This window comes from Chitinophaga agri (assembly GCF_010093065.1).
In the GTDB taxonomy this organism is placed as follows: domain Bacteria; phylum Bacteroidota; class Bacteroidia; order Chitinophagales; family Chitinophagaceae; genus Chitinophaga; species Chitinophaga agri.
The window spans coordinates 4,284,595-4,309,895 of the sequence record NZ_CP048113.1; the positions used below are offsets into that span (position 1 = coordinate 4,284,595).

Consider the following 25,301-nt stretch of genomic DNA (forward strand, 5'->3'; position numbering starts at 1 on the left):
CAAAGGGGTATCTATTTTCATAGATACCCCTTTAATTTTTATAGTGTCTTTATGCGATCTTATTTGATCTCACCCACCATGTCGATTGGGTTTACCCAGGCATCAAATTCTTCTGGTTTTACATAGCCCAGTTTCACTGCCATTTCTTTCAGGGTAGTACCTTCTTTGTGAGCAGTCTGTGCGATCTCTGCTGCTTTGTAGTAACCGATCTTGGTATTCAGCGCAGTTACCAGCATGAGTGAGTTGTCTACGTGTTTCTTGATATTTGCTTCGATCGGCTCGAGACCTGTCGCACATTTATCATTGAAGCTTACGCAACCATCACCGATCAGGCGGGCAGAATGCAGGAAGTTATAGATCATTACCGGCTTGAATACGTTCAATTCAAAGTGACCGGTAGCCCCACCGATGTTGATAGCCACATCATTACCCAGTACCTGTGCCGCGATCATTGTCAGGGCTTCGCACTGTGTTGGGTTTACTTTACCTGGCATGATGGAAGAACCTGGCTCATTGTCAGGGATGTGCAGTTCGCCGATACCTGAACGCGGGCCGGAGCTGAGCATACGGATATCGTTAGCAATCTTCATCAGGCTTACCGCTACTGTTTTCAGTGCACCGTGTGCTTCTACGATCGCATCGTGAGCGGCCAGTGCTTCAAACTTGTTCTCTGCTGTGATGAAAGGCAGGCCAGTCAGGTTAGCGATGTGTTTTGCTACGTTTTCAGCGTAACCTTTAGGCGTGTTGATACCAGTACCTACGGCTGTACCACCCAGGGCCAGTTCGCTCAGGTGCTCCAGTGTATTTTTGATAGCTTTCAGACCGTGGTTCAGCTGGGAAACATATCCGCTGATTTCCTGTCCGAGTGTGAGCGGCGTTGCATCCATGAAGTGGGTACGGCCGATCTTCACAATATTTTTGAATGCCTCTGCTTTTGCAGCCAGGGTATCCCTTAGTTTCTCGATACCGGGAATAGTGGTTTCGATCAGCATTTTGTATGCAGCGATGTGCATAGCAGTAGGGAAGGTATCATTAGATGACTGTGATTTGTTCACATCATCATTAGGGTGTATCACTTTGTCTTTGTCAGTCAGTTTACCACCGCTGATCACGTGTGCGCGGTAAGCAACCACCTCATTCACGTTCATATTGGACTGGGTACCGGAACCAGTCTGCCATACTACCAGTGGGAACTGATCATCCAGTTTACCGGCCAGTATTTCCTCACAAGCCTGTGCTATTAAATTTGCTTTCTCCTGAGACAGGACACCCGCATCCAGGTTGGTCAGGGCCGCCGCTTTTTTCAGGTAAGCGAATGCCTGGATAATTTCCTTCGGCATTTTATTGATATCCTGAGCAATCCTGAAATTGTCGATAGAACGTTGAGTTTGAGCACCATAGTAAGCATCTACAGGTACTTTCACTTCGCCCATCGTGTCTTTCTCTATTCTATATTCCATATGCTTGATTTTTTGCTTCACAAACGTAGAGAATAATTGGGAATTAGGAATTACGAATTGGGAATTATTCGCCAATAAACTTTGCCGGTCTTTTCTGTATGAATGCCTGGGCTCCTTCCTGCAGGTCTTTCGTTGCAAAGCAGGCGGCGAACTCATTCAGTTCCAATTCAAAACCATCCATATTATGATCAAGGGCAGCATTAGCGCATTTGATGACACGTGCAATAGCCAGGGGGGCTTTCGTATGTATCTTCTTCAATAATTCAGTTGCTTTGGGCAGCAATTCTCCCGGGGCTACCACATAATTGACCAGTCCCCACTGCAGGGCGTCATCAGCACTGATCATATCACCAGTCATCATCAGTTCCATCGCCTTTCCTTTACCGATCAGGGTGGTCAGGCGTTGGGTACCGCCATAACCGGGAATAAGGCCGAGGTTCACTTCCGGCTGACCAAACTTCGCATTGGTAGCCGCTATCCTGAAATGGCAGGCCATTGCCAGTTCACATCCACCTCCCAGTGCAAAGCCGTTCACTGCCGCGATAACAGGCTTGGGACAGTCTTCAATATGCTTAAACACTACATGTCCTTTCTTGGCCAGGTCGGCGCCCTGTTCTGCAGATAATGTGAGGAATTCAGAGATGTCAGCACCTGCTACAAAAGCCTTTTCTCCTGTACCAGTGATCACTGCGCTCCTGATCTGCGGATTGGAATATACTTCATCTATAGCCAGGGCCAGTTCAGCCATCACTTCCTGGTTAAGGGCATTCAGTTTATCGGGGCGATTAATGTAGATAAAGAAAATGTTGTCCGTTAGTTCCGTTTTGATGGTATGATACATGAGATCCGGGTTTTGTTGGATGGCTAATTTAAGGTTTTAAATAGTGCGGCGGTGCATTGAATATCAATACACGTGATCAGCAGAGATAGGCATTTTCCAGGGAATACTTATGATAGTATTTTAGCAAGTTGGGGACTAGAGAAAATACTGGACATCAATAGCCAGATCTACCCCTTCAGGTAGCTATTTAAGTCACTTTTATAGTCTTGGAAAGAGGTTTTAGCAGAATTATCTGTATAGTGCTTGTTCGTAGCTTGTTCGTAGCTAGTTCGTCGCTTGTTCTACCACTGTATACCGGGGCACTTTGAAAGAGAAAAAGGATTATTACGGGATGTTAAAATAATACAGTAGCACAGCATTACAATAAAAAAGGAATGACGGATCATTGACCACACATCCGGTGTCATCCGTCATTCCTGATTTACGCTTTCACAGATAGAAAATAAATAATATAATGACACAACTTATCGTGTGTAATTAATCATTTATAAGCTGACATCTGACTTATCAGAAGTTCTTTTGATAGCGGATGGTTTTCTTTTTGATCTTCTCGTGGTGATAACGTCCGCGTATTTCGCAGTGAAGACTTACGAAGATCAGCTGGGCGTCCAGTTGCTGGTAAGGGTAGGCGGCACCGCCACTGTTACCGGTTTCCTTGTATTCCTTGTTGAAGAAATTGTTTGGATAGTACTGTACTTTCACGCCAAAGCCCGGCGCCATGTTCAGTCCGGCAAACAGGGAAGGCATCAGTAAAGGAGTGCGGTCGCTGAACCACTCATTGAATTTCTCCTTTTTGTCGCCATTGATAAACTTTTTTTCCTTGTAATTGAAGGCCAGATCATAAGATCCACCGGCAAAGAAGTATACTCCTCTTCTCAGGTCACCGATCTTGAATCCGAGCGGAACTCCCAGCGTATACACCCGACGTTTAAGTTTTACAGAATCAATATCGTCCTTAGTGATCAACCCGATATTTTTCAGGTTGATACCACTGAAGAAGCCAAAGTTTCTGTTAAAGTCATAGTTATAGTTGGTACCAATGTTGAAGAAGAGCGTAAACCTGGGTATGCTGGGCACGTGTTTGCCGGCATCCCTGATATCGCGTCCAAAGGACAAAAGTGCACCTTCACCGCCAAATGTGGTATAGCTACGCCGGTGCGAGGTATACGTTTTGGTAATGGTCATGGTGACTTCTCTGGTGGTATCTGTTTTTTGCTCCTGGGAAAATACGGGCAACTGCAACAAACAAAGCAGCGAAGGGATCAGGTAGAACTTATGTTTCATAAACTTCGGTCTGTTTAAATCGGGTTGTTGATATAAGAAAGACGACCGGTCACAGAGAATGTTTCAAAAAAAATCATCTTTTTTTAAAAATTTCTGTGGGCTGCTACCCAACCGGTTATGTAGGCCGCAATATCTTCCGTACGGGTGCCGGGCGGAAAGAGCCGTCCGACCCCGAGGTCATTGAGCTGTGACATATCCGTTTCCGGTATAATACCGCCACCGGTGAGTAATACATCATTCATCCCTTTTTCTTTCATAAGGGTCATAATACGTGGAAAAACTGTCATGTGGGCGCCGGAGAGGATACTTACGCCAATAGCGTCTACATCTTCCTGAAGGGCTGCGTTAACGACCATTTCGGGGGTCTGACGCAGGCCGGTATAGATCACTTCCATACCAGCGTCTCTCAGGGCTGCCGCGATCACTTTCGCTCCGCGGTCATGTCCGTCAAGACCTACCTTGGCCACCAGCACTCGCACAGGACGTTGCAGGGGGTTGACCATATTTCAAAATTGTTAGGTTGTAAATATAGGTTTTTTGGGCTGTCCGCCGCCGCCTCATTGCAGACCTGAGTACCTGTAGTGGGCTGTGGACTTTTTTGCTACCTTTGGCATCCGAAATATTAAACCTTATGAGTGAAGAAAGGACCCTCAATTTTCTGGAACAGATTATCGAAGAGGACATTGCCAATGGCGTAAATGACGGCAGGGTGCTTACACGCTTCCCTCCTGAACCGAATGGCTACCTGCATATCGGACACGCTAAATCTATCTGTCTGAACTTCAGTATTGCCCAGAAGTACAATGGTAAGACCAACCTCCGCTTTGACGACACCAATCCCGTTACGGAGGATACAGAATATGTAAATTCCATAAAAGCCGACATACAATGGCTGGGCTTCCAATGGGCGCAGGAACTCTATACTTCAGATTATTTCGAACAGATATACAACTTCGCAGTAAAACTGATCAATAAAGGACTGGCTTACGTAGATGATTCTACCGCCGAGGAAATCGCGGTATCTAAAGGTACGCCTACCGAACCGGGTAAAGGCACGCCTTACCGTAACCGGAGTGTGGAAGAAAACCTTGACCTCTTTGCCCGTATGCGTGCAGGAGAATTTAAGGACGGAGAAAAGGTATTGCGCGCAAAGGGCGACCTGGCTTCTCCTAACATGCACATGCGCGATCCGATCATCTATCGTATCAAGCATGCACATCACCACCGTACCGGTGACCAGTGGTGTATTTACCCGATGTATGACTTTGCCCACGGACAGAGCGACAGCATCGAGCAGATCACCCATTCCATCTGTACCCTGGAGTTCATTCCGCACCGTCCGCTGTACAACTGGTTTATCGAGCAGCTGGAAATATTCCCGTCCCGTCAGTATGAGTTCTCACGCCTGGCTCTTACCTACACAGTAATGAGCAAACGTAAGCTGCTGCAACTGGTGAACGAGAAACACGTTACCGGCTGGGATGACCCGCGTATGCCGACTATCAGTGGTCTGCGCCGTCGTGGTTATACTGCGGCAAGTATCCGCGCATTCTGTGAGCGTATCGGCATCCAGAAGCGTGACAACATTATCGATGTGAGCCTGCTGGAGTTCTGTATCCGTGAGGAACTGAATAAAACAGCTAACCGTGTCATGGCAGTACTCGACCCTGTTAAACTGGTGATCACCAACTATCCTGCTGACCAGGTAGAAGAAATGACCGCTGAGAATAACCCGGAAGATCCGAATGCCGGTACTCGTACCCTGCCTTTCAGCAATACGCTATATATAGAAAGGGAAGACTTCATGGAAGAGCCTCCGAAGAAATTCTTCCGTCTGGGCCCTGGTCTCGTAGTAAGGTTAAAAAACGCTTACATCATCAAAGGCGAAAGCTTTGAGAAAGATGCGGATGGCAATATCACGACCATCTATGCTACCTACTACCCGGAAAGCAAGAGTGGTGGCGATACCACCGGCCTTAACGTAAAAGGTACCATTCACTGGGTGAGCGCAGCACATGCGGCTACTGCTGAGATCAGACTATATGACCGTCTGTTTAAGGTAGAAGATCCGGGTAATGAAGAAGGTGATTTCAAATCGTATATCAACCCGGATTCATTACAGGTTATCAGGAATGCATATATTGAGCCTAGTCTGCTGACAGCTAAACCAGGCGACCGTTTCCAGTTCCTGCGCAAAGGCTATTATGCCGTGGATACTGACAGTACTGCTGATAAGCTGGTGTTCAACCGCACAGTGACGCTGAAAGATACGTGGGCGAAAGAAGCGAAGAAAGGATAATCGAATTATCAGTATAAACAAAAAGGAGAAGGTGATAGCCTTCTCCTTTTTGTTTATACTGATATCTATTGATCATTGCGTGTTACGCTGCGTCAATCGCATCCAGCCCTCTCATGATCCTTGCGATAGTTTCGTGTTTACCCAGTGTCTCTGCGATATTGAATACCGGCGGACCGAACTTACCACCACACAGCATGATACGGAAAGGCAGCTGCAATTCACCTGGTTTAATGCTCATAGAGCCAGCCAGTGTTTTGAAGGTTTCTTCCAGTGATATAGCGGAGAAATCAGATAGTCCTTCTACAATAGAAGCCCAGTCACGGAAGAATTGGGTCTTATCTGCGTTCCATTTAGGCTTTACGGCAGCGACGTCAAACGTTTCAGGCGCCTGAAAGAAGAAAAATGCATGATCCCATATATCATTGACGAAATCGCAACGATCCTTTACCAGACCAGCAATGATCGCCACGTATTCTACGGAAGCATTGATATTCTTTTCTTTCAGTACTGGCATGAATAATTCCGCCACGCGGGTATTATCGGCCTGCAGGAGGTATTGGTGATTGAACCATTTCGCTTTGTCGAAGTCGAATTTAGCGCCGCCTTTATGTACCCTGTCGATAGAGAAACGTTCGATCAGTTCTGCCATAGAAAAGATCTCCTGACCGGAACCGTCATTCCATCCCAGCATGGCCAGCATATTTACAAATGCTTCCGGCAGGAATCCTCTTTCGCGGAAGCCGGTGGTCATTTCACCAGACTTAGGATCAGTCCAGTTCATGGCATACACGGGGAACCCGAGGCGGTCGCCGTCACGTTTGCTCAGTTTACCATTACCATCAGGTTTGAGGATCAGTGGAAGGTGTGCCCACTTTGGCATCTCAGCTTCCCAGCCCAGGTACTTCCATAACAGCAGGTGTACTGGTGCAGAAGGCAGCCACTCCTCACCACGGAAGGCGTGTGTGATCTTCATCTGATAATCGTCTACAACCACAGCGAGGTGGTATGTAGGCATACCATCAGCCTTGAGCAACACCTTATCATCAACAGTGCTGGTATTAAACTGTACATGTCCACGGATCATGTCGGTGAAACCGACTTCCTGGTCCTGTGGCATTTTGATACGGATCACATGCGGCGTACCTTTCCCGAGCAGGGCAGCTGTTTCTTCAGCTGACAGGCTGATAGAGTTACGCATCTGCAGGCGGGCAGCTGCATTATACTGAGGATTAGGATTTTGTTCCGTTTTCAGTTTTGCACGCATTTCCTCCAGTTCTTCCGGGGTATCGAAAGCATAGTACGCATAGCCATCTTTTACCAGTTGTTCAGCAAACTGACGGTATTGCGGTTTTCTCTCGCTCTGGCGGTAGGGGGCATAGGGGCCACCCACATGTGGACCTTCATCCGCATTGAGCCCGCACCAGCGCAGACACTCTATGATATATTCTTCGGCGCCCGGCACATAGCGGGTCTGGTCTGTATCTTCTATTCTGAGCACAAATTCACCATTGTGCTGCTTTGCAAATAAATAATTGAATAAAACCGTGCGTACACCTCCGAGGTGCAAGCCACCTGTTGGACTGGGCGCAAAGCGTACCCTTACTTTCTGTTGTTGCATGTCGCAAAGGTAAAGAAAGATTTAGCTACCTTTATTTTTCAATCGCATCATCCAATGTTTTATCTTACGAAAACACCCGGGCTACTGAAAGCACTGTATAAAAACTGTACCTGGAACTTTTCCCCGGCCAGGCCATCCGTATACCTCACTTTCGATGATGGTCCCCATCCGGTGGCCACCCCTTATGTGCTGGAACAACTCCGTAAGTATGAAGCCAAAGCTACTTTCTTCTGTATAGGGAAGAACGTTATAGCGCACCCGGAGATCTATCAGCGGATACTGGAAGAAGGGCATCATATTGGTAATCATACCCATAACCACCTGAACGGCTGGAAGACGGGTACGGACAAATATATTGAGAACATCCTTGAAGCACGTAAATATATCAGCTCACCGCTGTTTCGTCCACCTTATGGCCGGATCACCCCTTTTCAGGTAAAACATCTGAAGAAGGTGGTTCCAAATGCGCAGGTGATCATGTGGGATGTTTTAAGCGCTGATTTTGATACAGAAAGGAGTGGAGAGGAGTGTGTGCAGAATGTAGTATTTAAGGCAAAGGCGGGCTCTATTATTGTGTTTCATGACAGTACGAAGGCCTGGGACCGGCTGGAATATGCCTTACCGAGGGTGCTTGAGTATTTTCACAAGCAAAAGCTGGCAATGGAAGCCATCCCTTATTAAAATATAAAAGCCCGGGTCTATCGCCCGGGCTTTCTTTTATAGGTTGTTATGCTCTTTATTTAGGCAGTACAATGCTCTTTACTTTGTCGCCCAGGTCGATGGTAGCAGAATCATCGCATACACCATTGCCATAGTTCACATTTGCAGTGATCGCACCTACAGTTACCAGCGCTTTACCTTTGCTGAACCATGGGCAGTTGATCTTTCTTTCCAGTGCATCACCTTCAGCAACGGAGATACCTGCAACAAGGCCATTAGGATAGTACAGGGAATCAGTACCGTAGATGCTGAACACGTCATCGGTCACATCATTCAGGGTGGCTAAACCATCTGTCTGGGTGATGGTTCTGTTACTGGTGAAGCTAAGCGTTACGGTATCCAGTTTCAGGGACGCGTCTGTGAGTACTGCGTTGTATTTATAGATACTGTTGGTACTCAGGTTGGTGATCACTTCAGTACCTGTTACAGCGATACCGTTCACAGTATAGCTCAAAGGTTTGATAGTGATAACTGCATTAGGATAATAGAAGTAGTTGGAATAAGTCACCTGTATATTACCAGCACGCACACGACCAGTTTCATCTGCACATTGGCTACCAAATTTTATCAGCATTACCTTCGGCCACTGACCAGCGCTTACGTCGTCTACTTCAGGAAGCGCACAGGTACCGAGTTTACCAGCAGTGACTGGCGCCCTGCGGCCTGCCTGGTTCATACCTGCTTTAGCACCTACTTCCAGCGCAATGCCGAAGAGGTCATCATATATTCCGCTAACGATCGCCTGATCGGCAGCTGCATTGATAGCATGATTATCAGCCTGATTTGCGTTCGGGCTGGCTGTTTCTGTTTTCTTTGAACACGCAAAAAAGAAGGTTACCATCAAGAGCAGGGCTATCACTCCTGCGAGGATACGGTTAAAGCAAAAATAGCTTTTCATAGAAATAGTATAGTTTTAAATGAGGTCTTTCGCTGTACTTTTGCACAGCACTTGCTGAAATATAAATATTATACAAATGTAATATTTTTACTAATTGAATAAAAACTTTTAATATATTATAGATGAACTGGATAGACACACACGCCCATTTATATGGGGAGGAATTTGCGGAAGACAGGACGGCAGTAGTAGAACGGGCGTTGGCTGCGGGCGTGTCCAAATTATATCTGCCAAACATTGACAGCAGTTCCATAGACGGGATGCTGGCATTAGAGACACAGTTTCCGGGGCAATGTTTCGCGATGATGGGCGTACATCCCTGTTATGTGAATGAGAATGTGGACCAGGAGCTGGCGGTTGTAACTGACTGGTTAGCAAAACGTGCCTTTAATGCTATCGGAGAGATCGGGCTGGACTTTTACTGGGACAAGACACATGTTGAGCAGCAATACAAAGCTTTCCGCAGGCAGCTGGAGCTGGCGCGGGACTACAGTATACCAGTAGCGATTCACAGCCGGGAAAGTACCCGGGAATGTATTGATGAGGTACGCGCATTACAGGATGGCCGTTTATCAGGCGTTTTTCACTGTTTTTCCGGCACGCTGGAAGAAGCCAGAGAGATCATTGACCTGGGCTTCTACCTTGGGATCGGTGGTGTGGTGACTTTCAAGAAGTCAGGACTCGATAAACTACTGGAAGAGATCGACATGGAAAACATCGTCCTTGAAACGGATGCGCCCTACCTGGCACCGGTACCATACCGGGGAAAAAGGAATGAAAGTGCATACATTCCGCTGATCGGTGAAAAGATCGCAGATGTAAAAAATCTAAAAATAGCGGATGTAGCTGCAATTACGACAAACAACGCGCTGAAATTATTCAAAACCCTTTAACCTTTTAGGCGGTACATTTGCAGGCAATTTGGAACAGCAGCATCAATGAGTAAAATCCTGATAATTTATACAGGGGGCACCGTTGGGATGATCTACGACGAGAAAACCAAAGCCTTGCGTCCTATCGGTTTTAATGAAATACGTAACAATCTTCCGGAACTATACCGTATGGGGATTGACTTTTACGTATATGCTTTTAATCCGCCAATCGATTCGTCAGACATGCAGCCCGAGATATGGGTGGAACTGGCGTCTATTATAGAAGACCGTTACGACCGGTATGACGGATTTGTCATTCTTCATGGTTCTGATACCATGTCCTTTACCGCTTCAGCATTGAGTTTTATGCTGGAAAATCTCTCCAAGCCTGTAATCCTGACCGGTTCACAGCTACCGATCGGCAAGATCCGTACAGATGCAAAGGAGAACATCATCACCGCTATGGAAATAGCGTCCACCCGTCATAACGGGCAGGTGGTCGTGCCTGAAGTCTGCATTTATTTTGACTTCGCGCTTTTCCGTGGTAACCGTTCCAAGAAGTATAATGCCGAGAAATTCGAGGCGTTCTATTCCATGAACTACCCACCCCTGGCAGAAGCAGGCATTGACATCAAATACAAAACACAGTTTGTATTACCTTGCCCTGACAAGCCACTAAAAGTACATAAACACCTGGATGATAACGTCACCGTACTGAAGATGTTCCCGGGCATCACCCGCAAAGTTGTAGAAGCAATTTTAGGCGTAAACGGGCTTCGTGGGGTGATCATGGAGACTTTCGGCAGTGGTAATACCAATACACAGCCCTGGTTCATAGAATGCCTGAAAAAGGCGATTGACAGGGGTGTGGTCATCGTGGATATCACGCAGTGTGATGGTGGTTCCGTAGAGCTGGGTAAATATGAAACCAGTTCGCTGTTACAGCAGATCGGAGTGATCAGTGGTCATGACATGACTTTCGAAGCAGCTATCACCAAGCTGATGTTCGTACTGGGGCAGAACCTGGATGCAGCATCGACGAAAGCGATGATCGAGACATCACTGAGAGGGGAACTGACTGCGAATACGAACGACTGGGAGGCCATTTAAAAATTATTTTGGCAATGTGAGGGAAAAGCCTACCTTTGCCATCCTGAAATAAAAATTCAACCTAACCGGAGAAGTGCAGGAGTGGTTGAACTGGCACGCCTGGAAAGTGTGTAAACTCGAAAGGGTTTCAAGGGTTCGAATCCCTTCTTCTCCGCTAAGAGGGACAAATCATCAGATGTATGGTTTGTCCCTTTTTCGTTTTCGGGTGGATTGCCCGATAGATGGGCAATCCGGGAAAAAATTGTATTGACTCTCGGGGTTCGAAATGACTCATTTTTGCGATCATACACGATTCCATCAGGGAATATGAGTTTTTGAAGTCTCTCTTTCACGCCAGTATCGCTGGAACTCCATACTATAGGGAGTTTACATGATAGCAGTAAGGCTTGTTCAATAGCTTCTTCCGGGTTCGAAATACTTTTTGTGCATTGGGCCAATTGCTTCACTATATTTTCTTGCTCCTTTCTATACCGGGGATAAAATTTATCAAATGTCTCCTGACTTATTTCTTTTAGCACATATCGGCTTTCCTCTAAATTGTCAATTTTGGTATTTATCTCCTTCAGCTGATTGTTGAGGATAACCTGTTGTTCCACCCCCTCCTTATTCATTTCGTTGTATTCGGCAAGCAAAGCTGATTTTAATACCCCAATTAAGGCACTATCCACACAATACTGGTGTAATAACAACCCAAACAGTTCGTGTATCCGTTTAGCACTTTTATTACATTTACAGCCTTCTGTACGGCATTTATAGTACCAAAGCCCCTTAGCCTTGACCACATAGCCTGTAAATGGTTGGCTGCAGGTGTCACATTTAATAAATATCTTCAATGGAATTTCGTCTTGCTCCTTTTTATGCGGAACTCCGTATCCTCCCGAGCTTTGATGTATGTCATTTACTTTGAGGAAGATTTCTTTGCTTATCAGCTTTTCATGATTCCCCTCAACAATTTTTCCTTCCAGTAATCCGTGATTAATTACTCCGCAATAAAAGGGTCGTTTGAATATCTTGGTCAATTGCTGTTTATACATCTTTACCCCCATAGCACGAAGCCGGGAAATAATCTCTTCATTCTTTACCCCTTCCGCTTTCCAGATAAAAGCCTTCCTTAACTTCTTACCTACCTCATTTACAACTATCTTCCGTTGCCCGTTAGTCCAAACTATATCATACCCCTGTGGCGGCTTGGTAACCCAAATTCCTTTATCAAACTTTTCCTTCATACCAGCCATCGCTCGCTGCTTACGAAGCTGATTATCGTATTGGCTGAAAATGAAATGAATACTTTGTTGGAGAACACCGCTTGGATTAGAGGTATCTGCCGGTTGAGTCACCGCATAGACGGTTACACCGTACTTTTCCCTTAACTCCTCTGCTAATTTGATAGCCGCACCTCCTGTTCGCGAAAACCGATCCAGAGTATATACCAAAACATGGCTTACTTTTCCTTTATGCTTTTTAATGAACTCAAGCATCCTGGTAAACTCCTTGCGTCCATCCGTCTTGGCACTCTCATATGTACCCCCGAAATATCCGATAATATTCAGATCACTTCGTTGGGCAAAATCTTCAATGGCTTTACGCTGGACATCCAAACTTAAATTATGGTCTGCTTGCTCTTTACTGGAAACGCGAGTATAAACAATGGCAGCTTGGTGTGATATTTTCGGGACTTTTGTTTTTGAATAATTACCAAATTGGGAAAAAGCATTTAGGCTACTCATGCGGCTTTATTTTTAAGTGGTAAGGAAAGATTTACGACTTTAATTCTGCTCGTTTCAGACATCTGAGCAGATAATAATATTCTCGCAAGGATTTGAATTGACTCCCGGATTTGGGCGTTTTCTATATCAGGAGCTTCATATGATATCTGATCATTCAATTCCTCAGTAATAATATAAGCTGGCATTACCTTTGGTTCATTTCTGTTATCCATAACATCAGGCTTGTAATATTGGTAATCTATGTTTATAATAGCATCGGGAGTATAGCAACCAGTCGCTATACTCCCGATAAGAAACTTCAACCAAACTACTCTTCTTCATCGCCATCATCTTCATCCTCATGCAACCTCCCATTATCAGTGATCAAATCTTCGATTTCATGGATGATCGCGCGATCCTTCTTTGAGTAATGAATTTCCAGCGTGATGATTTCATCTTCTTCATCAACATCAACAATTTCATTGGTTAACTGATGTTCGCAGACTATGCTACCAACTTCTAACATAATTTCGTTCGGAACCTTAATGGCCCTTTTCATGATTGTCACCATGTGTATGTTTTTTGAGAGTTAATTTATAGTCACGTGCCTCAGATATCTTACAACCTAAAACACTGTAACATCTCACAAACCTACATCAGCATAAAAGGTCACTTTCGCGGTTTTGTTCGAATTGTTATAAAAAGGCAGAAAATAGTTGATTTATGTACAGTTTTTCTATTAAAAGAGATCCAATAAGGAATACAAAATGCTGTCACTAAACCTATTCAGAACTAGTTGCCAGAAAGTCGACATCCATTAAAAAATAGTTAAAGAATAATTAAGGATTATCAACCTCCATTTAACTGCGCTTAAAAACGCGTCAAAATAATATCATTCCTTATTTGGAGACATTCTAATTAGCATGGAAACTCCTTCGGATTGCATTATACGACTACATTAAGAGCGCTTACTGGTAGCTGGATAGCCAAATCCGATCTAAGACTAAGCAATCTTTCCTGATATAATTGTTGTGCGATGGATAAAAGAGCTTTTACTCTGCCAATTAATAACTGGGCCTTCTCAGCTGTCACCTGATAGTTCTCATTGTAACGCGCATCGGAATACGCCTTATTAAGAATATTGTAAATACCTATCTCTTCCTTTGTTGTACAAGGAAAAACACCGCTTGGTGCAGGTGAGAAGTTTTTAATCAAGGATAAAAGACGGGATAAATTATGTGTATTGGAACGATAACCAGAATACATCCTCAGCATACACATACAAGCGTGTTGTACCGCTTGATGCAGATCAAATGTAGTCTGCTCATACCATGTGTTCTCATAACAATAAATTGCCTTTTTAAAAAAGCATTGGGCCAACTCGTAGCCCTTTTTCCAATCATTGGTAATGGTATCAATTACTGCTTCTATCGTAGGTTCGTCCGGTGGCACGGATAATGGCACTTTATCCAAATCATACAACAGTATTCCTTTACGATATACTGTAGAAATGAAACGATTACCATTTTCCAATGCTCTGTTCGACTGACCTAAGGACTGCACAAGGGTTGTCACATCACAGCCAACTTTTGTGGCTTGTATTTCCGCACACTCAATAATCTCATGATCTAGTTGTTTCTCATCATTATTGATTATGATTAACAGGTCATAAGCAGGTCTTTCTTCAGTTATGCATTTGTTGTCATTCATGAAACTATTCCACTGTGAAGTAGTGTTCATACGTGCTCCATAACAAATCATCTTGTTAGGATGAACAACTTTTACTATCTTCTGGATAAGCTCGACTAATTGAGCTACTTGTGGTTTTGATAGATGCTTGAATTCTGTTAGCATATCAGGGGAATTGATGTTTTAAAATGGGGATATCCTTTTTTTATTTATTGGATTGATTAACTATTCGCAGAAAAAATGAGGAGCCATTGTTATCGCTACTTGCAAGCGTAAGATCACCACCCAGTGCTTGGGCATATAATTTACTTATGTACAATCCGAGCCCTGTACCTGTAAATCCGCCATTAAAAGACCGAAATGGTTCAAACAACAGGTGAATTTTATCAGAAGATATGCCTTTGCCTTGATCTGTAACCATGAAAAACATACTGGATTCCCCGACACAACCTACAAACACAGATATTATGCCGCCCACCGGAGAATATTGAAAAGCGTTGTCTAAAAGGTTTTTCAATATTTGCGCAAGTTTTATAGGGTCTGTAATTAGATACTCAGGAATCTTACGATTGAAAGTTAGTTTAATGCTTATTAGCTTAGACTTGAAAAGTCTATTATGTTGATCAATGTAAGACTTGAGCCATTTTTTTATATGGATAGGCGAAATAATCGGCATAATCTCCAACTTTCCCGCGTTGACCATCGAAGACGACATCATGTTATTTAAAATGTGCAATACATCAAGGCTCATCGCATTAATACTGGACAAGTAAAACTTTTTGTCCCGGGCTCCTAATTTGTCTTGCAAAAGCATATTGGTAGCCATACAGATACCAGAGATTGAAGTTTTCATTTCATGAGCAAGCATTCCCATGAATGTGTGCATCGTATTTTGAGCTACTTGATGCGAGAGTAGATTTGAACTATCGGATATTAACATACAAGGTTATTTAAACAATGTAAAAAGGCGACTGTAATCAGTAACTTAAAGTATTGGGGCATCGTTGATATTAACGCCGTTCTTCTGAATAGATGTACTTTCAGTTCGGACATCACATTCGTAAAGACAGTTTTCCGGAACACAAAATTGGGAATAGAAGCTATGTCCTAAACCTTGTATCTTGATTAAGTCTGTGTTTTCAATAAATGAAACAACGACTGAACCTAATTCAACACATGCCGATTCGATAAATATCTTCCACTTATCATAGAACATCTTATCTGATGCCAAAACAACTAGATAGCTACGGACTACGCGAAGGTCTTCAGGATCGTTCGTGTGACCATCTACTTGGTAAATTCTTTCTGGTCTGACTATCATTATTATCAGATCAATGATCTTCTCATTTACCGATTTGACAGGATTAGTCAAAATACTTTGTAAATCATGGTGTCCTAACCAAAATCGCCTAAGGATTTTATATTGTTCGTTAATAATATGAGTGGCTTCCACTAGTTTTCCAATCATCTCATGATAAAATACAAGCATACTTCGTTCCCGCCTCGTAAGTTCTTGTAAGGTTCCGGTAGACAGCATCTTCGGCATGTAAGTCTGAGGGTTTATGTTTGCGTTGTTTAAATATGCCCTGTATGCAATCATCCAATAATTCCACGATACGTTCATTTACAATATCGGAGAAGAAGAATATCGCGATGCAATGGAGCCAGTCAAACGTAAAGATGCAAGTGTTTTGTGATAATCATGGAATCACGGTCTCCATGCTCAAGAACTGGAGGAAGCAGTTTGCCACTCCTGCAAAAGTTCCCAGACGAAAACATTTCATTCAGCTGACACCTTCTAAGGCGAGTATACCAGATATTGCACTTCCATTCGCGGAGGTGATATCTTTATCAGGTAACAGGATAATTTTTCATTCGGCGGTCAATACAGACATGCTAAAAGAGCTACTAAACAGTAAATAAATGCTGGCACTCTCGTCCTCATGCAGGTATTTTCTGTATACTCAGCCAATCATGATAAGTAGTAGCTTTTACAAACTGGCGGCTATTGTCAATCAACAGATGCATTTGGATCCTTTAACCGGGGATGTCTATATTTTCTTTAACCGCAGAGCTACACATATCAAGCTACTTCAATGGCAGCAAGATGGATTTGCGATTTATTACAAGCGGCTTGAGAAGGGAACATTTGAGATTCCCAAACCAGGTGGGGTACAGTCTTCGCTTACTTCTACACAATTGATGCTTATTCTGCAAGGCATTCAGATGGATAAAGTCCAGTACCGCAGGCGGTATTTTCGACAATCTGCCGATCATTAACATCGCGCTAACAAATAATTGATTTACATGTGATAACATTGCAATTGCAATGAGTACGTCAGCAGAAGATAATGATTACAAACAGCTCTATGAGTCTGCCATCAACAAGGTTGAGCAGCTGCAGCATGAATTGAATCAGCTCAAGAAGATGATTTTCGGAGTTCGTCAGGAGCGATTTATTCCCGCAGATAAGAATCAACTGGCACTCGATATTCCAACAGAACAATCTGCTGCTGTTTGCAACGTGTTAGATGCAAAGAAGGTGACTTATGTGAAAGTTGTAAAACAAGATGCGACTCAAGCCAGAGATAGCCGTCATACCATACCATCTCACTTACGAAGAGAAGATGTAATTATAGATCCAGACCATATACCAGCTGGTAGTAAACATATTGGCACCACTGAAACTGAAGTGCTGGAATACAAACCCGCTGAAATTTATGTAGTCCGTTACATCCGTAACAAGTACCTTCTCCCATCTGCGGATGAGACGTCGTCAAAAATTATTGTTGGACCTTTGCCAACATTACCAGTTGCAAAATCGATGATGGGGCCAGGCTTACTGGCTCAACTGGTTGTTGAGAAGATCTGCGATCATCTCCCCGTGCATCGCCAGCAACAACGTCTGGAAAGAGATGGCATAAAGCTACCATACTCAACGCTGAGTGATGGTTTTGCTAAGACAGCTGCGTTAATTACTCCTATATACAGAGCGCTGGTAACAGAAGTACTCAACGCTGACTATTTGCAGGCTGATGAGACATCGGTACCAGTGCTCGACAAGGATAAGAAAGGGAGCACTCATCGGGGGTATTACTGGCTCTATCAGGATAGTATTAACAAGCTGCTTGTCTTTGATTATCAACCCGGGCGTGGCCGAGAAGGACCCGCAGAAATGCTGAAAGATTTTTATGGTACGCTGCAAACAGACGCTTACTCTGCATATAATAGCATCGTTGACACCAATAATATAACATTGATCCACTGTCTTGCTCATGCAAGAAGGTACTTCTCTGACGCTATTTACAGCGACCGAGAAAGAGCAGAATATGTATTGGAACAGTTACAGCTCGTCTATCAGATTGAACGCGATAGCAGGGCGTTAAATCACGACAATGAAAAACGAGCAGCTTCAAGACAGAAGCACTCCTTACCTATACTGAAGAAATTAGGAAGCTGGATGGAAGACCAATACAAGCAGGTACTTCCACAAAGCCCGATAGGAAAAGCCCTTGCCTATAGTATAAAACGCTGGGATAAACTCTGTGCCTTCGTGTATGATGGAAAGCTACATCCAGATAATAACGCGGCTGAGAGATCTATAAGAGCGACTGTTATAGGCCGAAAGAATTACCTCTTTGCCGGGAGCCATGAATCAGCAAAGCGAATTGCAATGCTCTACAGCCTGATCGGAACCTGTAAACTACATAACATTAATCCCAGCCTTTGGCTAAAGGACGTTTTAATGGTAATTAACGACCATCCCATCAACAGAATCAAAGAGCTCCTACCTCATATCTGGATCACGAAGCAAAAGTAACGCTCTCCAAAATCATTACATAGGTGCTGTCTACCGGATACTTACAAGTTCTTTATTGAAACTACCTGTTACAGTTGATTTTAAATATTCCCAGTGATATTCACGAATACGTGATAGGTCAGCGAAATCAAATAACTGATAAATCACAGAATAAGGATCGGTATTCTCCAATACATTGAGATTTTGAGTTGAAAACGCTGTGTTTGAGAAAGCAACGTGATTCATTTGTTGGTGATTTATATAAGAGGTGATTGAAAGACGATAATGAATCATACTGACATACGACTTAGGCCATCATGACTGATGGAGTATCAATGTTGTAATATCAATGATGTTCATGTTCTATGGCGAGATGCCCTGACAGCTCTCGTTAAGTAGACTTATGATATGGGAGGTTCTTAGGGTAACCGATTCTGTTAGTTTCAACTTGGTAACAATATCAAATGCATATAGATAGAGCATCTGCATTAAGTACGAGGCGATTCTCGTCAGTGAGAGGAAGAATTTGTCTTCTGATATAGAAATGAACTGGTTACTCTCGTATTTCATAGCAGTAAGTAAATAGTGGAAAAATAAAAGGCCTGCTTTGAGGACTAACCAGGAAAATAAAAAGACGTGGGTTAGTCCTTATCGTTCCTGAAGGGCTACGACACCCCGATGGCGAATAAGGACGCCCACGTCTTGACCTTAAATATAATAAGGAAAACGTGAGCGATCTACCTTATTTCTCGCCATCTCCAAAGGTCGTAGTTTTCAGGAGCGAGATAAAGCAAATACGCTTTAAAAATTGATACTTATTAGCAGCTTTATGACGTATTTATAAGGCTCATTTAAATCATTTATATATCGTACAAGTTAAATAAAATAACTTAAAATCACTAAATAAACTTTAAGTTATCGCCATAATATTGAATGTAAATACTTTACACCTTTTTTCGTTAGTTGCAGAATGACCGATTCCAGAAGAAGATATAATAGAATCAAGATTGTATTATTGGAGAAAGAGAAAACTAATATATGGTTAGCCGAACAGTTGGGCGTAAGTTCAACCGCTGTGTCTAAATGGTGTACGAATCGGAATCAACCTACTGTAGAAACATTATTTAAAATTGCGGAAATATTAAACGTAGGAGTTTGTGAATTGCTTGTAAACAAATAATTGAAATTCACACATGGAAAATCCAGAGTATTGATGGTGCTACTACTTGTAGTTATCCAAGCTAAATGCGCCTTTCTTAACTATTTACTTGTGATGCATTTAACGCAACTTCTTACTATCAAATGAAAAATCGAAATCCGTATAAGTTGCTTCACATTATTCGATGTAGTTGGTTTACTCTTTTATGTTTTTAGATTTATTGGACCAAGACTATATAATCATATATTCCTGTATCCAATCATACTCGGCCTTTGCAAGCTGAATAACACAGCGTTTTGCGCCTGCAAATGGAGCATCATCTGCTATCTTACTTTTTATCTGAGTAAGAGCATTATCAAATAAATTTCTTTCATAATTATCCAATTTCCCTCCACTCAATTGCCAAATTTGAAATATAGCATCAGCATTTTTTAAAGCTGTCCTAACATCCTCCATAGCATTGGCCCTTCTTACTGCAATTTCATGTTTATCAAGATGAAATAACCAAATGGTAACTCTCATTCTCCGTTCCTCGTCCAATGTTGGTACCCTACGCCAATTTCGAAATCCAGGTTTGCCATCAGGCTCAAACCACATAAGAGAAACATCAGTCGGCGAACATGGATCAAGGGGTAATACGTTTTCTTTAAGCATTGATACATTTGTGCCTTCCTGTGCTCGGCTGCCAAGAACGGGGAAAAAATCCCATTTTCCGCCTTGAGTTGTTTCATCAACACGTCTTTGATTTGAGTGCATACTAGATAAACGGAAATTCTCCTTATCAAATGCGAGCCACCAATATCCTACAGCTATTGCTCCTGTTTTTGTTAAACTATCCGGATCTATTTCCGAAACGGCTCCTTTAGGTCGAAAATGATCTATATTAGGATCTGCGCCCGTCAGATCAACTTCAGAATACCAACATTTATTACCGATAACCTTTCTTAAAGCCTTCAAAATTTCAGGATGTCCCCATGTCTCATTTCTTTTTGAATTTATAAAGTCTATTCTCTCATCTGGCTTTTTTAAGAGTAGTTCGGCTTTTAGTTCCTTCACTTTTTCCTCCCATTCAGCGGGAACATTAATTCTCGTTGGGTTGATATAAATCATTTGTTACAAATTTTGGGATTCTTTATACAGTAGAGCGGATAACCTTTCAATGGCTTTCATTTTCAAATCCGCAGTCCCCTCGGACTTTACTACAAGGTCGATAGCCTCCCGATATGCCAATTTTGCAATATTTCTATAGGGGTCGGGAGATGTATCAGTAGCAGCCAGACCTGGTACTATCTTCCGTAATCTTTGAAGATGTTTTGCTCTTTGTGGATAGTCCTCTAATAGGGAAATTTCATATATTCTCTTAAGGACTTTTAAACTAAAAGAATCTAACTGACTTTCCAATCCATACAATTCGCTGGTTAATACTCCGGCCACTCCAGTACCTCTTGGACTTTCTTCAGGCTCCATAGCCCTAATTATTCCAACATCAGAACGTGTTAAAACCTTTATTTCTTCTTTAACTAATCCGGCAACAAGTAATGGGTCATGTGTTGCTAAAATAGTGTGACTATTTTTGTTTATTCCCCCAATCGTACGCAACTTCTCCAAATAGTCTAATCCCCAAGCAGGATTTAAATGGGTATCAGGCTCATCGAGTATGTACAAGGAGCCAGAATCTTGAGTAAAACGCATCAAACCTAGCACGGTCAGCAATTGTTGTTCTCCTTCACTTAACTGTCGAGTATGTATTGAATTATTAGCACCTTTAACATTCACTCTCACTCGAAAATCAGCAATCAATTCACTCAGCCTCATAGTGTCTAAGGCTTGAAAAAAAGACTTCGGATCTTTTCCGTATTCAGCCGCAAGCTCCTGTAAAGAACGTAGATCTGGCAAATGTAAATATGTAACTTCGGTCTTCTCTTTATGCCTAAAATCTTTTGAAAGAACAATCGTGTGGCTAAAAGGAGCCAAACTATGTTTTTTAATATTGTTCAGTAAGTCGCCAACGGGACCTTTGGCTCCCCAAAAGTTATCTGGATTACTCTGTTTCTTTGCCCAGCTTGGCTTATTTAAAACCAAAGTCGCTGAAGCAAAAGACTCAATTCTTGGATGCGATTTCAAAAATTCATCAATGTCCTTATCCTCTGAGAGATAGAAAGATAATAATGCAAAAAGACCATGCTCAGGTCTAGCATAGATAAATTTTCTTAAATTTAGTTTTTCGCCGGGCCGTATAGCGTGCAGTGTACTTTTTAATGCAGCTCGATCATGTTCTTGAAATAACTCTTGAAACCTATCACTTGCTCCCGAATAATAACCAACAACAAATCTCGGAACCCATTTTTCCCGCAGCTTTATTAACGTTATAGATTCTCCATCTATAGTCGCTTTAGGATATTTTTCCAATTCAGCCTCGATATTTATTGCTTTTCCATCTATATAATACTCCAAAAAATAGGAAAATGGCGAGGGATCATGAAGATCAATATCTCTAAATATCTTTATCAAAGATTCTAAAAGATTACTTTTTGCCGACCCATTTTTTCCCAATAAAACAACAATATCTTTTTCTGTGTTAAAACTCACGGAGAATCCGTTTAAATTCTTCCATGGACTCTTAATTGCTAACCTACTTATTTTCATTGTTTGCAATTTTGATTAATCCATGTCTACCAATAGGCACATCAAGAATATTCTTATCTTTCGCTTGCTTTAAATAATAAAAAAATGAATCAACATCATTCTCTAACTTAGTTGCTGCTAGCAAATCTGCAGGATAGGCAGATCCTCCCAAGGCCATAAGTCTGTCTATTAATTCCTCATACTTTCTTACAGATTTGACCTCTTTTTTTGAAACGACTTTTTTTGTTGTATGCTTGCTGGAATTCATGGACATTTCGTTTATGAAGTTCGCTTTTACAGTCGCTATTGTTTCCAATGTCATCTTATTTTCGGTACTTGTATAGTCAATTAATTTTCCGCTAAAAGCTTGCTCTAATATAAACGGTTCGACACTTTCTATCGTCCTCTTAGAGTTATTTATCTTACTCTGAATCGTATCTGCCGAATAAAATAAACTTTTTATCTTATTTACTAATTTCTGTTGGATAGACTTTGGAGGAACAGGAAATACAAATTTTCTACATTGCGTTAAAGAAATATTTATTTGTCCTGCTGATCCACTAGTATCATTAATAACTGATTCAACGTGCTTTCCAGAACACAATACATAGTAAATCCACTCAGACATTATTTTCGAATTACCTCTAAATAATACTAATGCTTGGTTAATATTCCAAACTGGAAAAGTGTTAGGAATTATAGCAACTTTACCAAGTGGAGGGCCAACTATATTCATTAGAACGTCATTTGGAAAAGCTTGCGATCGTAATAACTCACCTTCATTTACTTTATTGGAAATGTATTGCTCCTTCTTCTTAAAGTCGATCTTTTGATTAACAATGTTATATATTTTTAAAAATGGAATATCGTTCTCCTCACTAAATCCAGATTTCGGTGTACCACCACTTTGAACTTTTTCGCAGATTTCGTCTGCCTCAATATATTTCCATTTTTCTAGATCAGCGTTTTCATTTAATAATCTCCCAGAATATGCATCGAGTAGGATCAGATTTTTAAATGATACAAGCTGTTCATCCATTCTAACTAACCTATCATTTATAGCACCAAGTTTGGAACTTATAAGCTTAATTTTATCAACTATCTTACGTTGCTCGGAAAGAGGCGGCAATGGGACCCGAAGATTTTCTACTATATGTTTTGTTAATTCAATTTGATTTGTACTCCCTGTAGCCAAGCGAAGTATTTCGTTTTGAACATATGGAGTCTTGATCCAAAATAAAAGATACTCTGGCTCAACTATTTCTTTCAATACCCTTACAATTGTTATATGACTATCAACAGCAACTGGCATTCTAATTAAATCCGCTTTGAAAATGCATGCTCGACCAATGGTTCCGGTCCCCGTGCTATTCCACAAGATGTCTCCATCCTGTGCTAATTTCTCTTCTGGCCAACCGTCAATCTGATCAGAGTGGACATACTTCAAATACTCACTCACAATCCCGTTCCATCTAACTGATTTTTGATTGATAATTGGTAAGCTACTTAGGTTTGAATATCTAGGAGACTTGCCACGGAATATCATAGTGGATATTTCACCGATTTTCGTCATACACCAGCCTTGAGGTAAACTTCCTAAATCCATGTTAGTCTGTAAGATCTGATATTAATGTTTGGATATCTTCTAATGCGGCCAATAACTCGGTTTGGATACCTTCAATCATAATGAGAGGACTTATCTCCGTACTACTTCGTTCACTTTCATCGGAAAGCCAAGAAATATTAAGGTTATCATTTCTTAATTTTATAGTTTCTCTATCAAATCGCCTAAATCGTCCTTGCAAACCCGTATCAATTCTTTTTTGCAAAGCTTCAGGAGAAGCCCACGGATCATCTCCGTATGCCTTTTTAAAGTCTTCAAAATATGATTCTTCTAAAAGTGTACTTTTATTAAACAGGGGCATATTTGATCGCAGATCATAAATCCAAGTCTCTTTAGTATTCCCGACATCCAATTTCCCTCTTGTAAAAAACAATACAGATGTCTTTACTCCTTGAGCATAAAATATTCCAGGGGGTAGTTTTAAAATTGTATGCAACCTACATTTGTCCATTAGTTCAGTCCGAATAAGCCTTCCTGTATTAGATTCAATCAATACATTGTCAGGAACAACAACTGCTGCACGACCGCCACATTCAAGACCTAAATAAATATGCTGCAGGAAACATAGTTGTTTGTTTGATGTTGGAAATGAAAAATCTGGCCTTTCAGGTAATCCTCCACCCTTTTTATTCCCAAAAGGCGGATTAGACAATACTAAAGTCGCTTTAGGTAATTTTAATCCATCTGAAGATAAGGTATCACCATATAATACGCTTACTCCCATACTACCTTTGGAAATACCATGCAGAGCCATATTCATTAACGCCAATCTTTGAGTATCATGAACATGTTCCATTCCGTAAAATGTTCCATGATTAAACTTCTTGACCTCTTTATTTGTGAATTTACCTACATCCGTATTTCTTTTTATGTGTCCTGATGCGGCAACAAGAAAACCTGCTGTTCCAGCTGCTGGATCTTGAATGATGTCGTCTATGGAAGGCTTCATTAAATCAACTAAGCAATTAATTAACGGACGAGAAGTAAAATACTGTCCAGCACCTGATTTTTTCTCACTTGCATTTTTCTCCAAAAGGCCTTCATAAATATTTCCCAGTTCTTCCCGCTCATTTTTATACCACTCCAATTTATTAATCTCATTAGTTAATATTACAAATGACCTATGTTTTTTTATGAATGTTTGGGCTTCATCAAAAATTGCTGAGACAAGTCTAGAAGAACTACTTTTTAAGCTCTCTAGAGATGCTTTATATGTTTCTAATCGATTTTCATCTTCTTGCTCAAGGATGGCATCCCATCTGTTTCCAACTGGAATTTGACTCTCAAAACCAGTCTCCTTAGCCATTTTTAAAAAAATGAGGTAAGTAAGTTCTGTAACGTATTGATGATAGGTTACCCCGTCATCCTTGAGAATATTACAAAGATTCCAGAGCTTGGATACTATATCGTTTGTCGATTGACTCATAATAAAATTTGATGTAATAGTATTAGCAAAGATACTATTTTCACGCATCGTTCTTTTAAATTTGGATACTGAATTAACCCTTCATACTGTTATATAAACGAGATTCTCTCGTTATTTATCTGTAGATAGCACAGTCTTAATTCATACTTACCACCTAATTCGAAAGTCCAG

At 41.8% G+C, this 25,301-nt stretch carries 23 protein-coding genes, 1 tRNA gene and 1 pseudogene; 9 read left to right on the plus strand and 16 right to left on the minus strand.

Translation table 11 applies throughout. The annotated features are described in order from the left end of the window. Positions 1-59: 59 nt before the first annotated feature. The 4 genes from fumC to GWR21_RS17005 all read right to left on the minus strand — a co-directional run bounded on the left by fumC (position 60) and on the right by GWR21_RS17005 (position 4,088). The gene (gene fumC / locus GWR21_RS16990) at positions 60-1,460 is read right to left on the minus strand and encodes a class II fumarate hydratase (protein ID WP_162332906.1); all 1,401 of its coding nucleotides are present in this window, start codon (positions 1,458-1,460) and stop codon (positions 60-62) included. Positions 1,461-1,524: 64 nt separating this feature from the next. After that, positions 1,525-2,301 (minus strand): enoyl-CoA hydratase/isomerase family protein, encoded by a 777-nt coding sequence (locus tag GWR21_RS16995; protein ID WP_162332907.1) that lies wholly within the window; start codon positions 2,299-2,301, stop codon positions 1,525-1,527. 507 nt (positions 2,302-2,808) lie between these two features. Next, positions 2,809-3,585 carry a PorT family protein gene (locus GWR21_RS17000; protein WP_162332908.1) on the minus strand — a complete coding sequence of 259 codons (777 nt, stop codon included), beginning with the start codon at positions 3,583-3,585 and terminating at the stop codon, positions 2,809-2,811. 83 nt (positions 3,586-3,668) lie between these two features. After that, positions 3,669-4,088, minus strand: coding sequence for a cobalamin B12-binding domain-containing protein (locus GWR21_RS17005; RefSeq protein WP_162332909.1), 420 nt, complete (start codon positions 4,086-4,088; stop codon positions 3,669-3,671). Between the two features lie 128 nt (positions 4,089-4,216). Here GWR21_RS17005 and GWR21_RS17010 point away from each other — a divergent pair, with 128 nt between their 5' ends. Then, on the plus strand, positions 4,217-5,884 hold the full coding sequence (locus GWR21_RS17010; protein ID WP_162332910.1) for a glutamine--tRNA ligase/YqeY domain fusion protein: 1,668 nt from the start codon (positions 4,217-4,219) through the stop codon (positions 5,882-5,884). 82 nt (positions 5,885-5,966) lie between these two features. On the opposite strand, the gene gltX is transcribed toward GWR21_RS17010, so the two are convergent. Further along, positions 5,967-7,502 (minus strand): glutamate--tRNA ligase, encoded by a 1,536-nt coding sequence (gltX, locus tag GWR21_RS17015; RefSeq protein ID WP_162332911.1) that lies wholly within the window; start codon positions 7,500-7,502, stop codon positions 5,967-5,969. 54 nt (positions 7,503-7,556) lie between these two features. Here gltX and GWR21_RS17020 point away from each other — a divergent pair, with 54 nt between their 5' ends. Next, positions 7,557-8,183, plus strand: coding sequence for a polysaccharide deacetylase family protein (locus tag GWR21_RS17020; protein WP_162332912.1), 627 nt, complete (start codon positions 7,557-7,559; stop codon positions 8,181-8,183). Between the two features lie 55 nt (positions 8,184-8,238). Here the strand turns inward: GWR21_RS17020 and GWR21_RS17025 are convergent, their stop codons facing one another. Then, the gene (locus tag GWR21_RS17025) at positions 8,239-9,120 is read right to left on the minus strand and encodes a hypothetical protein (RefSeq protein ID WP_162332913.1); all 882 of its coding nucleotides are present in this window, start codon (positions 9,118-9,120) and stop codon (positions 8,239-8,241) included. A gap of 122 nt (positions 9,121-9,242) precedes the next feature. Between GWR21_RS17025 and GWR21_RS17030 the strand changes: the two genes are divergently transcribed. From GWR21_RS17030 to GWR21_RS17040, 3 genes are all read left to right on the plus strand, one after another. Further along, positions 9,243-10,013 (plus strand): TatD family hydrolase, encoded by a 771-nt coding sequence (locus GWR21_RS17030; protein ID WP_162332914.1) that lies wholly within the window; start codon positions 9,243-9,245, stop codon positions 10,011-10,013. 45 nt (positions 10,014-10,058) lie between these two features. Further along, the gene (locus GWR21_RS17035) at positions 10,059-11,102 is read left to right on the plus strand and encodes an asparaginase (protein WP_162332915.1); all 1,044 of its coding nucleotides are present in this window, start codon (positions 10,059-10,061) and stop codon (positions 11,100-11,102) included. A gap of 67 nt (positions 11,103-11,169) precedes the next feature. Further along, positions 11,170-11,256 (plus strand) — tRNA-Ser (locus GWR21_RS17040). 748 nt (positions 11,257-12,004) lie between these two features. On the opposite strand, the pseudogene GWR21_RS31915 reads toward GWR21_RS17040, so the two are convergent. The 6 genes and pseudogenes from GWR21_RS31915 to GWR21_RS17070 form a co-directional block, all read right to left on the minus strand. Then, positions 12,005-12,829 (minus strand): annotated as a pseudogene (locus GWR21_RS31915) (recombinase family protein); the annotation flags it as partial. After that, a complete protein-coding gene (locus tag GWR21_RS17050) occupies positions 12,826-13,041 on the minus strand; it encodes a hypothetical protein (protein ID WP_162332916.1) in 216 nt (71 codons plus the stop codon). The pseudogene GWR21_RS31915 and the gene GWR21_RS17050, both read right to left, overlap by 4 nt. 95 nt (positions 13,042-13,136) lie before the next feature. Further along, positions 13,137-13,379: a hypothetical protein gene (locus GWR21_RS17055; RefSeq protein WP_162332917.1), complete on the minus strand. Its 243-nt coding sequence runs from the start codon at positions 13,377-13,379 to the stop codon at positions 13,137-13,139. A 374-nt stretch (positions 13,380-13,753) separates the two neighbouring features. Continuing rightward, on the minus strand, positions 13,754-14,662 hold the full coding sequence (locus tag GWR21_RS17060) for a HEPN domain-containing protein (protein ID WP_162332918.1): 909 nt from the start codon (positions 14,660-14,662) through the stop codon (positions 13,754-13,756). Positions 14,663-14,702: 40 nt separating this feature from the next. Further along, a complete protein-coding gene (locus GWR21_RS17065; protein ID WP_162332919.1) occupies positions 14,703-15,437 on the minus strand; it encodes a sensor histidine kinase in 735 nt (244 codons plus the stop codon). A 45-nt stretch (positions 15,438-15,482) separates the two neighbouring features. After that, positions 15,483-16,043 carry a hypothetical protein gene (locus GWR21_RS17070; RefSeq protein ID WP_162332920.1) on the minus strand — a complete coding sequence of 187 codons (561 nt, stop codon included), beginning with the start codon at positions 16,041-16,043 and terminating at the stop codon, positions 15,483-15,485. Between the two features lie 44 nt (positions 16,044-16,087). Between GWR21_RS17070 and tnpA the strand changes: the two genes are divergently transcribed. The 4 genes from tnpA to GWR21_RS17090 all read left to right on the plus strand — a co-directional run bounded on the left by tnpA (position 16,088) and on the right by GWR21_RS17090 (position 19,476). After that, positions 16,088-16,420 carry an IS66 family insertion sequence element accessory protein TnpA gene (gene tnpA, locus GWR21_RS17075; RefSeq protein ID WP_162330025.1) on the plus strand — a complete coding sequence of 111 codons (333 nt, stop codon included), beginning with the start codon at positions 16,088-16,090 and terminating at the stop codon, positions 16,418-16,420. Next, positions 16,421-16,777, plus strand: coding sequence for an IS66 family insertion sequence element accessory protein TnpB (gene tnpB / locus GWR21_RS17080; protein ID WP_262888451.1), 357 nt, complete (start codon positions 16,421-16,423; stop codon positions 16,775-16,777). A gap of 49 nt (positions 16,778-16,826) precedes the next feature. After that, a complete protein-coding gene (gene tnpC / locus GWR21_RS17085; protein ID WP_162330023.1) occupies positions 16,827-18,317 on the plus strand; it encodes an IS66 family transposase in 1,491 nt (496 codons plus the stop codon). A 949-nt stretch (positions 18,318-19,266) separates the two neighbouring features. After that, the gene (locus tag GWR21_RS17090; RefSeq protein ID WP_162332921.1) at positions 19,267-19,476 is read left to right on the plus strand and encodes a helix-turn-helix transcriptional regulator; all 210 of its coding nucleotides are present in this window, start codon (positions 19,267-19,269) and stop codon (positions 19,474-19,476) included. Positions 19,477-19,686: 210 nt separating this feature from the next. Here the strand turns inward: GWR21_RS17090 and GWR21_RS17095 are convergent, their stop codons facing one another. Genes GWR21_RS17095 through GWR21_RS17110 form a run of 4 tightly spaced genes read right to left on the minus strand, consistent with a single transcriptional unit; the run spans position 19,687 to position 25,178 of the window. Then, positions 19,687-20,565, minus strand: coding sequence for an HNH endonuclease family protein (locus GWR21_RS17095; protein ID WP_162332922.1), 879 nt, complete (start codon positions 20,563-20,565; stop codon positions 19,687-19,689). A gap of 3 nt (positions 20,566-20,568) precedes the next feature. Continuing rightward, complete coding sequence (locus GWR21_RS17100; protein ID WP_162332923.1) at positions 20,569-22,101, minus strand: AAA family ATPase; 1,533 nt, start codon at positions 22,099-22,101, stop codon at positions 20,569-20,571. Next, positions 22,088-23,686, minus strand: a complete 1,599-nt coding sequence (locus GWR21_RS17105; protein ID WP_162332924.1) for a restriction endonuclease subunit S — start codon at positions 23,684-23,686, stop codon at positions 22,088-22,090. The genes GWR21_RS17100 and GWR21_RS17105 overlap by 14 nt, the downstream gene beginning before the upstream one ends. Before the next feature lies 1 nt (position 23,687). After that, positions 23,688-25,178: a class I SAM-dependent DNA methyltransferase gene (locus GWR21_RS17110; RefSeq protein ID WP_202928955.1), complete on the minus strand. Its 1,491-nt coding sequence runs from the start codon at positions 25,176-25,178 to the stop codon at positions 23,688-23,690. Positions 25,179-25,301 lie beyond the last annotated feature (123 nt).

Excerpts from the sequence above, each read along its gene's own strand:
- fumC (WP_162332906.1), bottom strand. The coding sequence starts at position 1,460 with ATGGAATATAGAATAGAGAAAGACACGATGGGCGAAGTGAAAGTACCT.
- GWR21_RS16995 (WP_162332907.1), bottom strand. The coding sequence starts at position 2,301 with ATGTATCATACCATCAAAACGGAACTAACGGACAACATTTTCTTTATC.
- GWR21_RS17000 (WP_162332908.1), bottom strand. The coding sequence starts at position 3,585 with ATGAAACATAAGTTCTACCTGATCCCTTCGCTGCTTTGTTTGTTGCAG.
- GWR21_RS17005 (WP_162332909.1), bottom strand. The coding sequence starts at position 4,088 with ATGGTCAACCCCCTGCAACGTCCTGTGCGAGTGCTGGTGGCCAAGGTA.
- GWR21_RS17010 (WP_162332910.1), top strand. The coding sequence starts at position 4,217 with ATGAGTGAAGAAAGGACCCTCAATTTTCTGGAACAGATTATCGAAGAG.
- gltX (WP_162332911.1), bottom strand. The coding sequence starts at position 7,502 with ATGCAACAACAGAAAGTAAGGGTACGCTTTGCGCCCAGTCCAACAGGT.
- GWR21_RS17020 (WP_162332912.1), top strand. The coding sequence starts at position 7,557 with ATGTTTTATCTTACGAAAACACCCGGGCTACTGAAAGCACTGTATAAA.
- GWR21_RS17025 (WP_162332913.1), bottom strand. The coding sequence starts at position 9,120 with ATGAAAAGCTATTTTTGCTTTAACCGTATCCTCGCAGGAGTGATAGCC.
- GWR21_RS17030 (WP_162332914.1), top strand. The coding sequence starts at position 9,243 with ATGAACTGGATAGACACACACGCCCATTTATATGGGGAGGAATTTGCG.
- GWR21_RS17035 (WP_162332915.1), top strand. The coding sequence starts at position 10,059 with ATGAGTAAAATCCTGATAATTTATACAGGGGGCACCGTTGGGATGATC.
- GWR21_RS17050 (WP_162332916.1), bottom strand. The coding sequence starts at position 13,041 with ATGGATAACAGAAATGAACCAAAGGTAATGCCAGCTTATATTATTACT.
- GWR21_RS17055 (WP_162332917.1), bottom strand. The coding sequence starts at position 13,379 with ATGGTGACAATCATGAAAAGGGCCATTAAGGTTCCGAACGAAATTATG.
- GWR21_RS17060 (WP_162332918.1), bottom strand. The coding sequence starts at position 14,662 with ATGCTAACAGAATTCAAGCATCTATCAAAACCACAAGTAGCTCAATTA.
- GWR21_RS17065 (WP_162332919.1), bottom strand. The coding sequence starts at position 15,437 with ATGTTAATATCCGATAGTTCAAATCTACTCTCGCATCAAGTAGCTCAA.
- GWR21_RS17070 (WP_162332920.1), bottom strand. The coding sequence starts at position 16,043 with ATGCCGAAGATGCTGTCTACCGGAACCTTACAAGAACTTACGAGGCGG.
- tnpA (WP_162330025.1), top strand. The coding sequence starts at position 16,088 with ATGCAATCATCCAATAATTCCACGATACGTTCATTTACAATATCGGAG.
- tnpB (WP_262888451.1), top strand. The coding sequence starts at position 16,421 with ATGCTGGCACTCTCGTCCTCATGCAGGTATTTTCTGTATACTCAGCCA.
- tnpC (WP_162330023.1), top strand. The coding sequence starts at position 16,827 with ATGAGTACGTCAGCAGAAGATAATGATTACAAACAGCTCTATGAGTCT.
- GWR21_RS17090 (WP_162332921.1), top strand. The coding sequence starts at position 19,267 with ATGACCGATTCCAGAAGAAGATATAATAGAATCAAGATTGTATTATTG.
- GWR21_RS17095 (WP_162332922.1), bottom strand. The coding sequence starts at position 20,565 with ATGATTTATATCAACCCAACGAGAATTAATGTTCCCGCTGAATGGGAG.
- GWR21_RS17100 (WP_162332923.1), bottom strand. The coding sequence starts at position 22,101 with ATGAAAATAAGTAGGTTAGCAATTAAGAGTCCATGGAAGAATTTAAAC.
- GWR21_RS17105 (WP_162332924.1), bottom strand. The coding sequence starts at position 23,686 with ATGGATTTAGGAAGTTTACCTCAAGGCTGGTGTATGACGAAAATCGGT.
- GWR21_RS17110 (WP_202928955.1), bottom strand. The coding sequence starts at position 25,178 with ATGCGTGAAAATAGTATCTTTGCTAATACTATTACATCAAATTTTATT.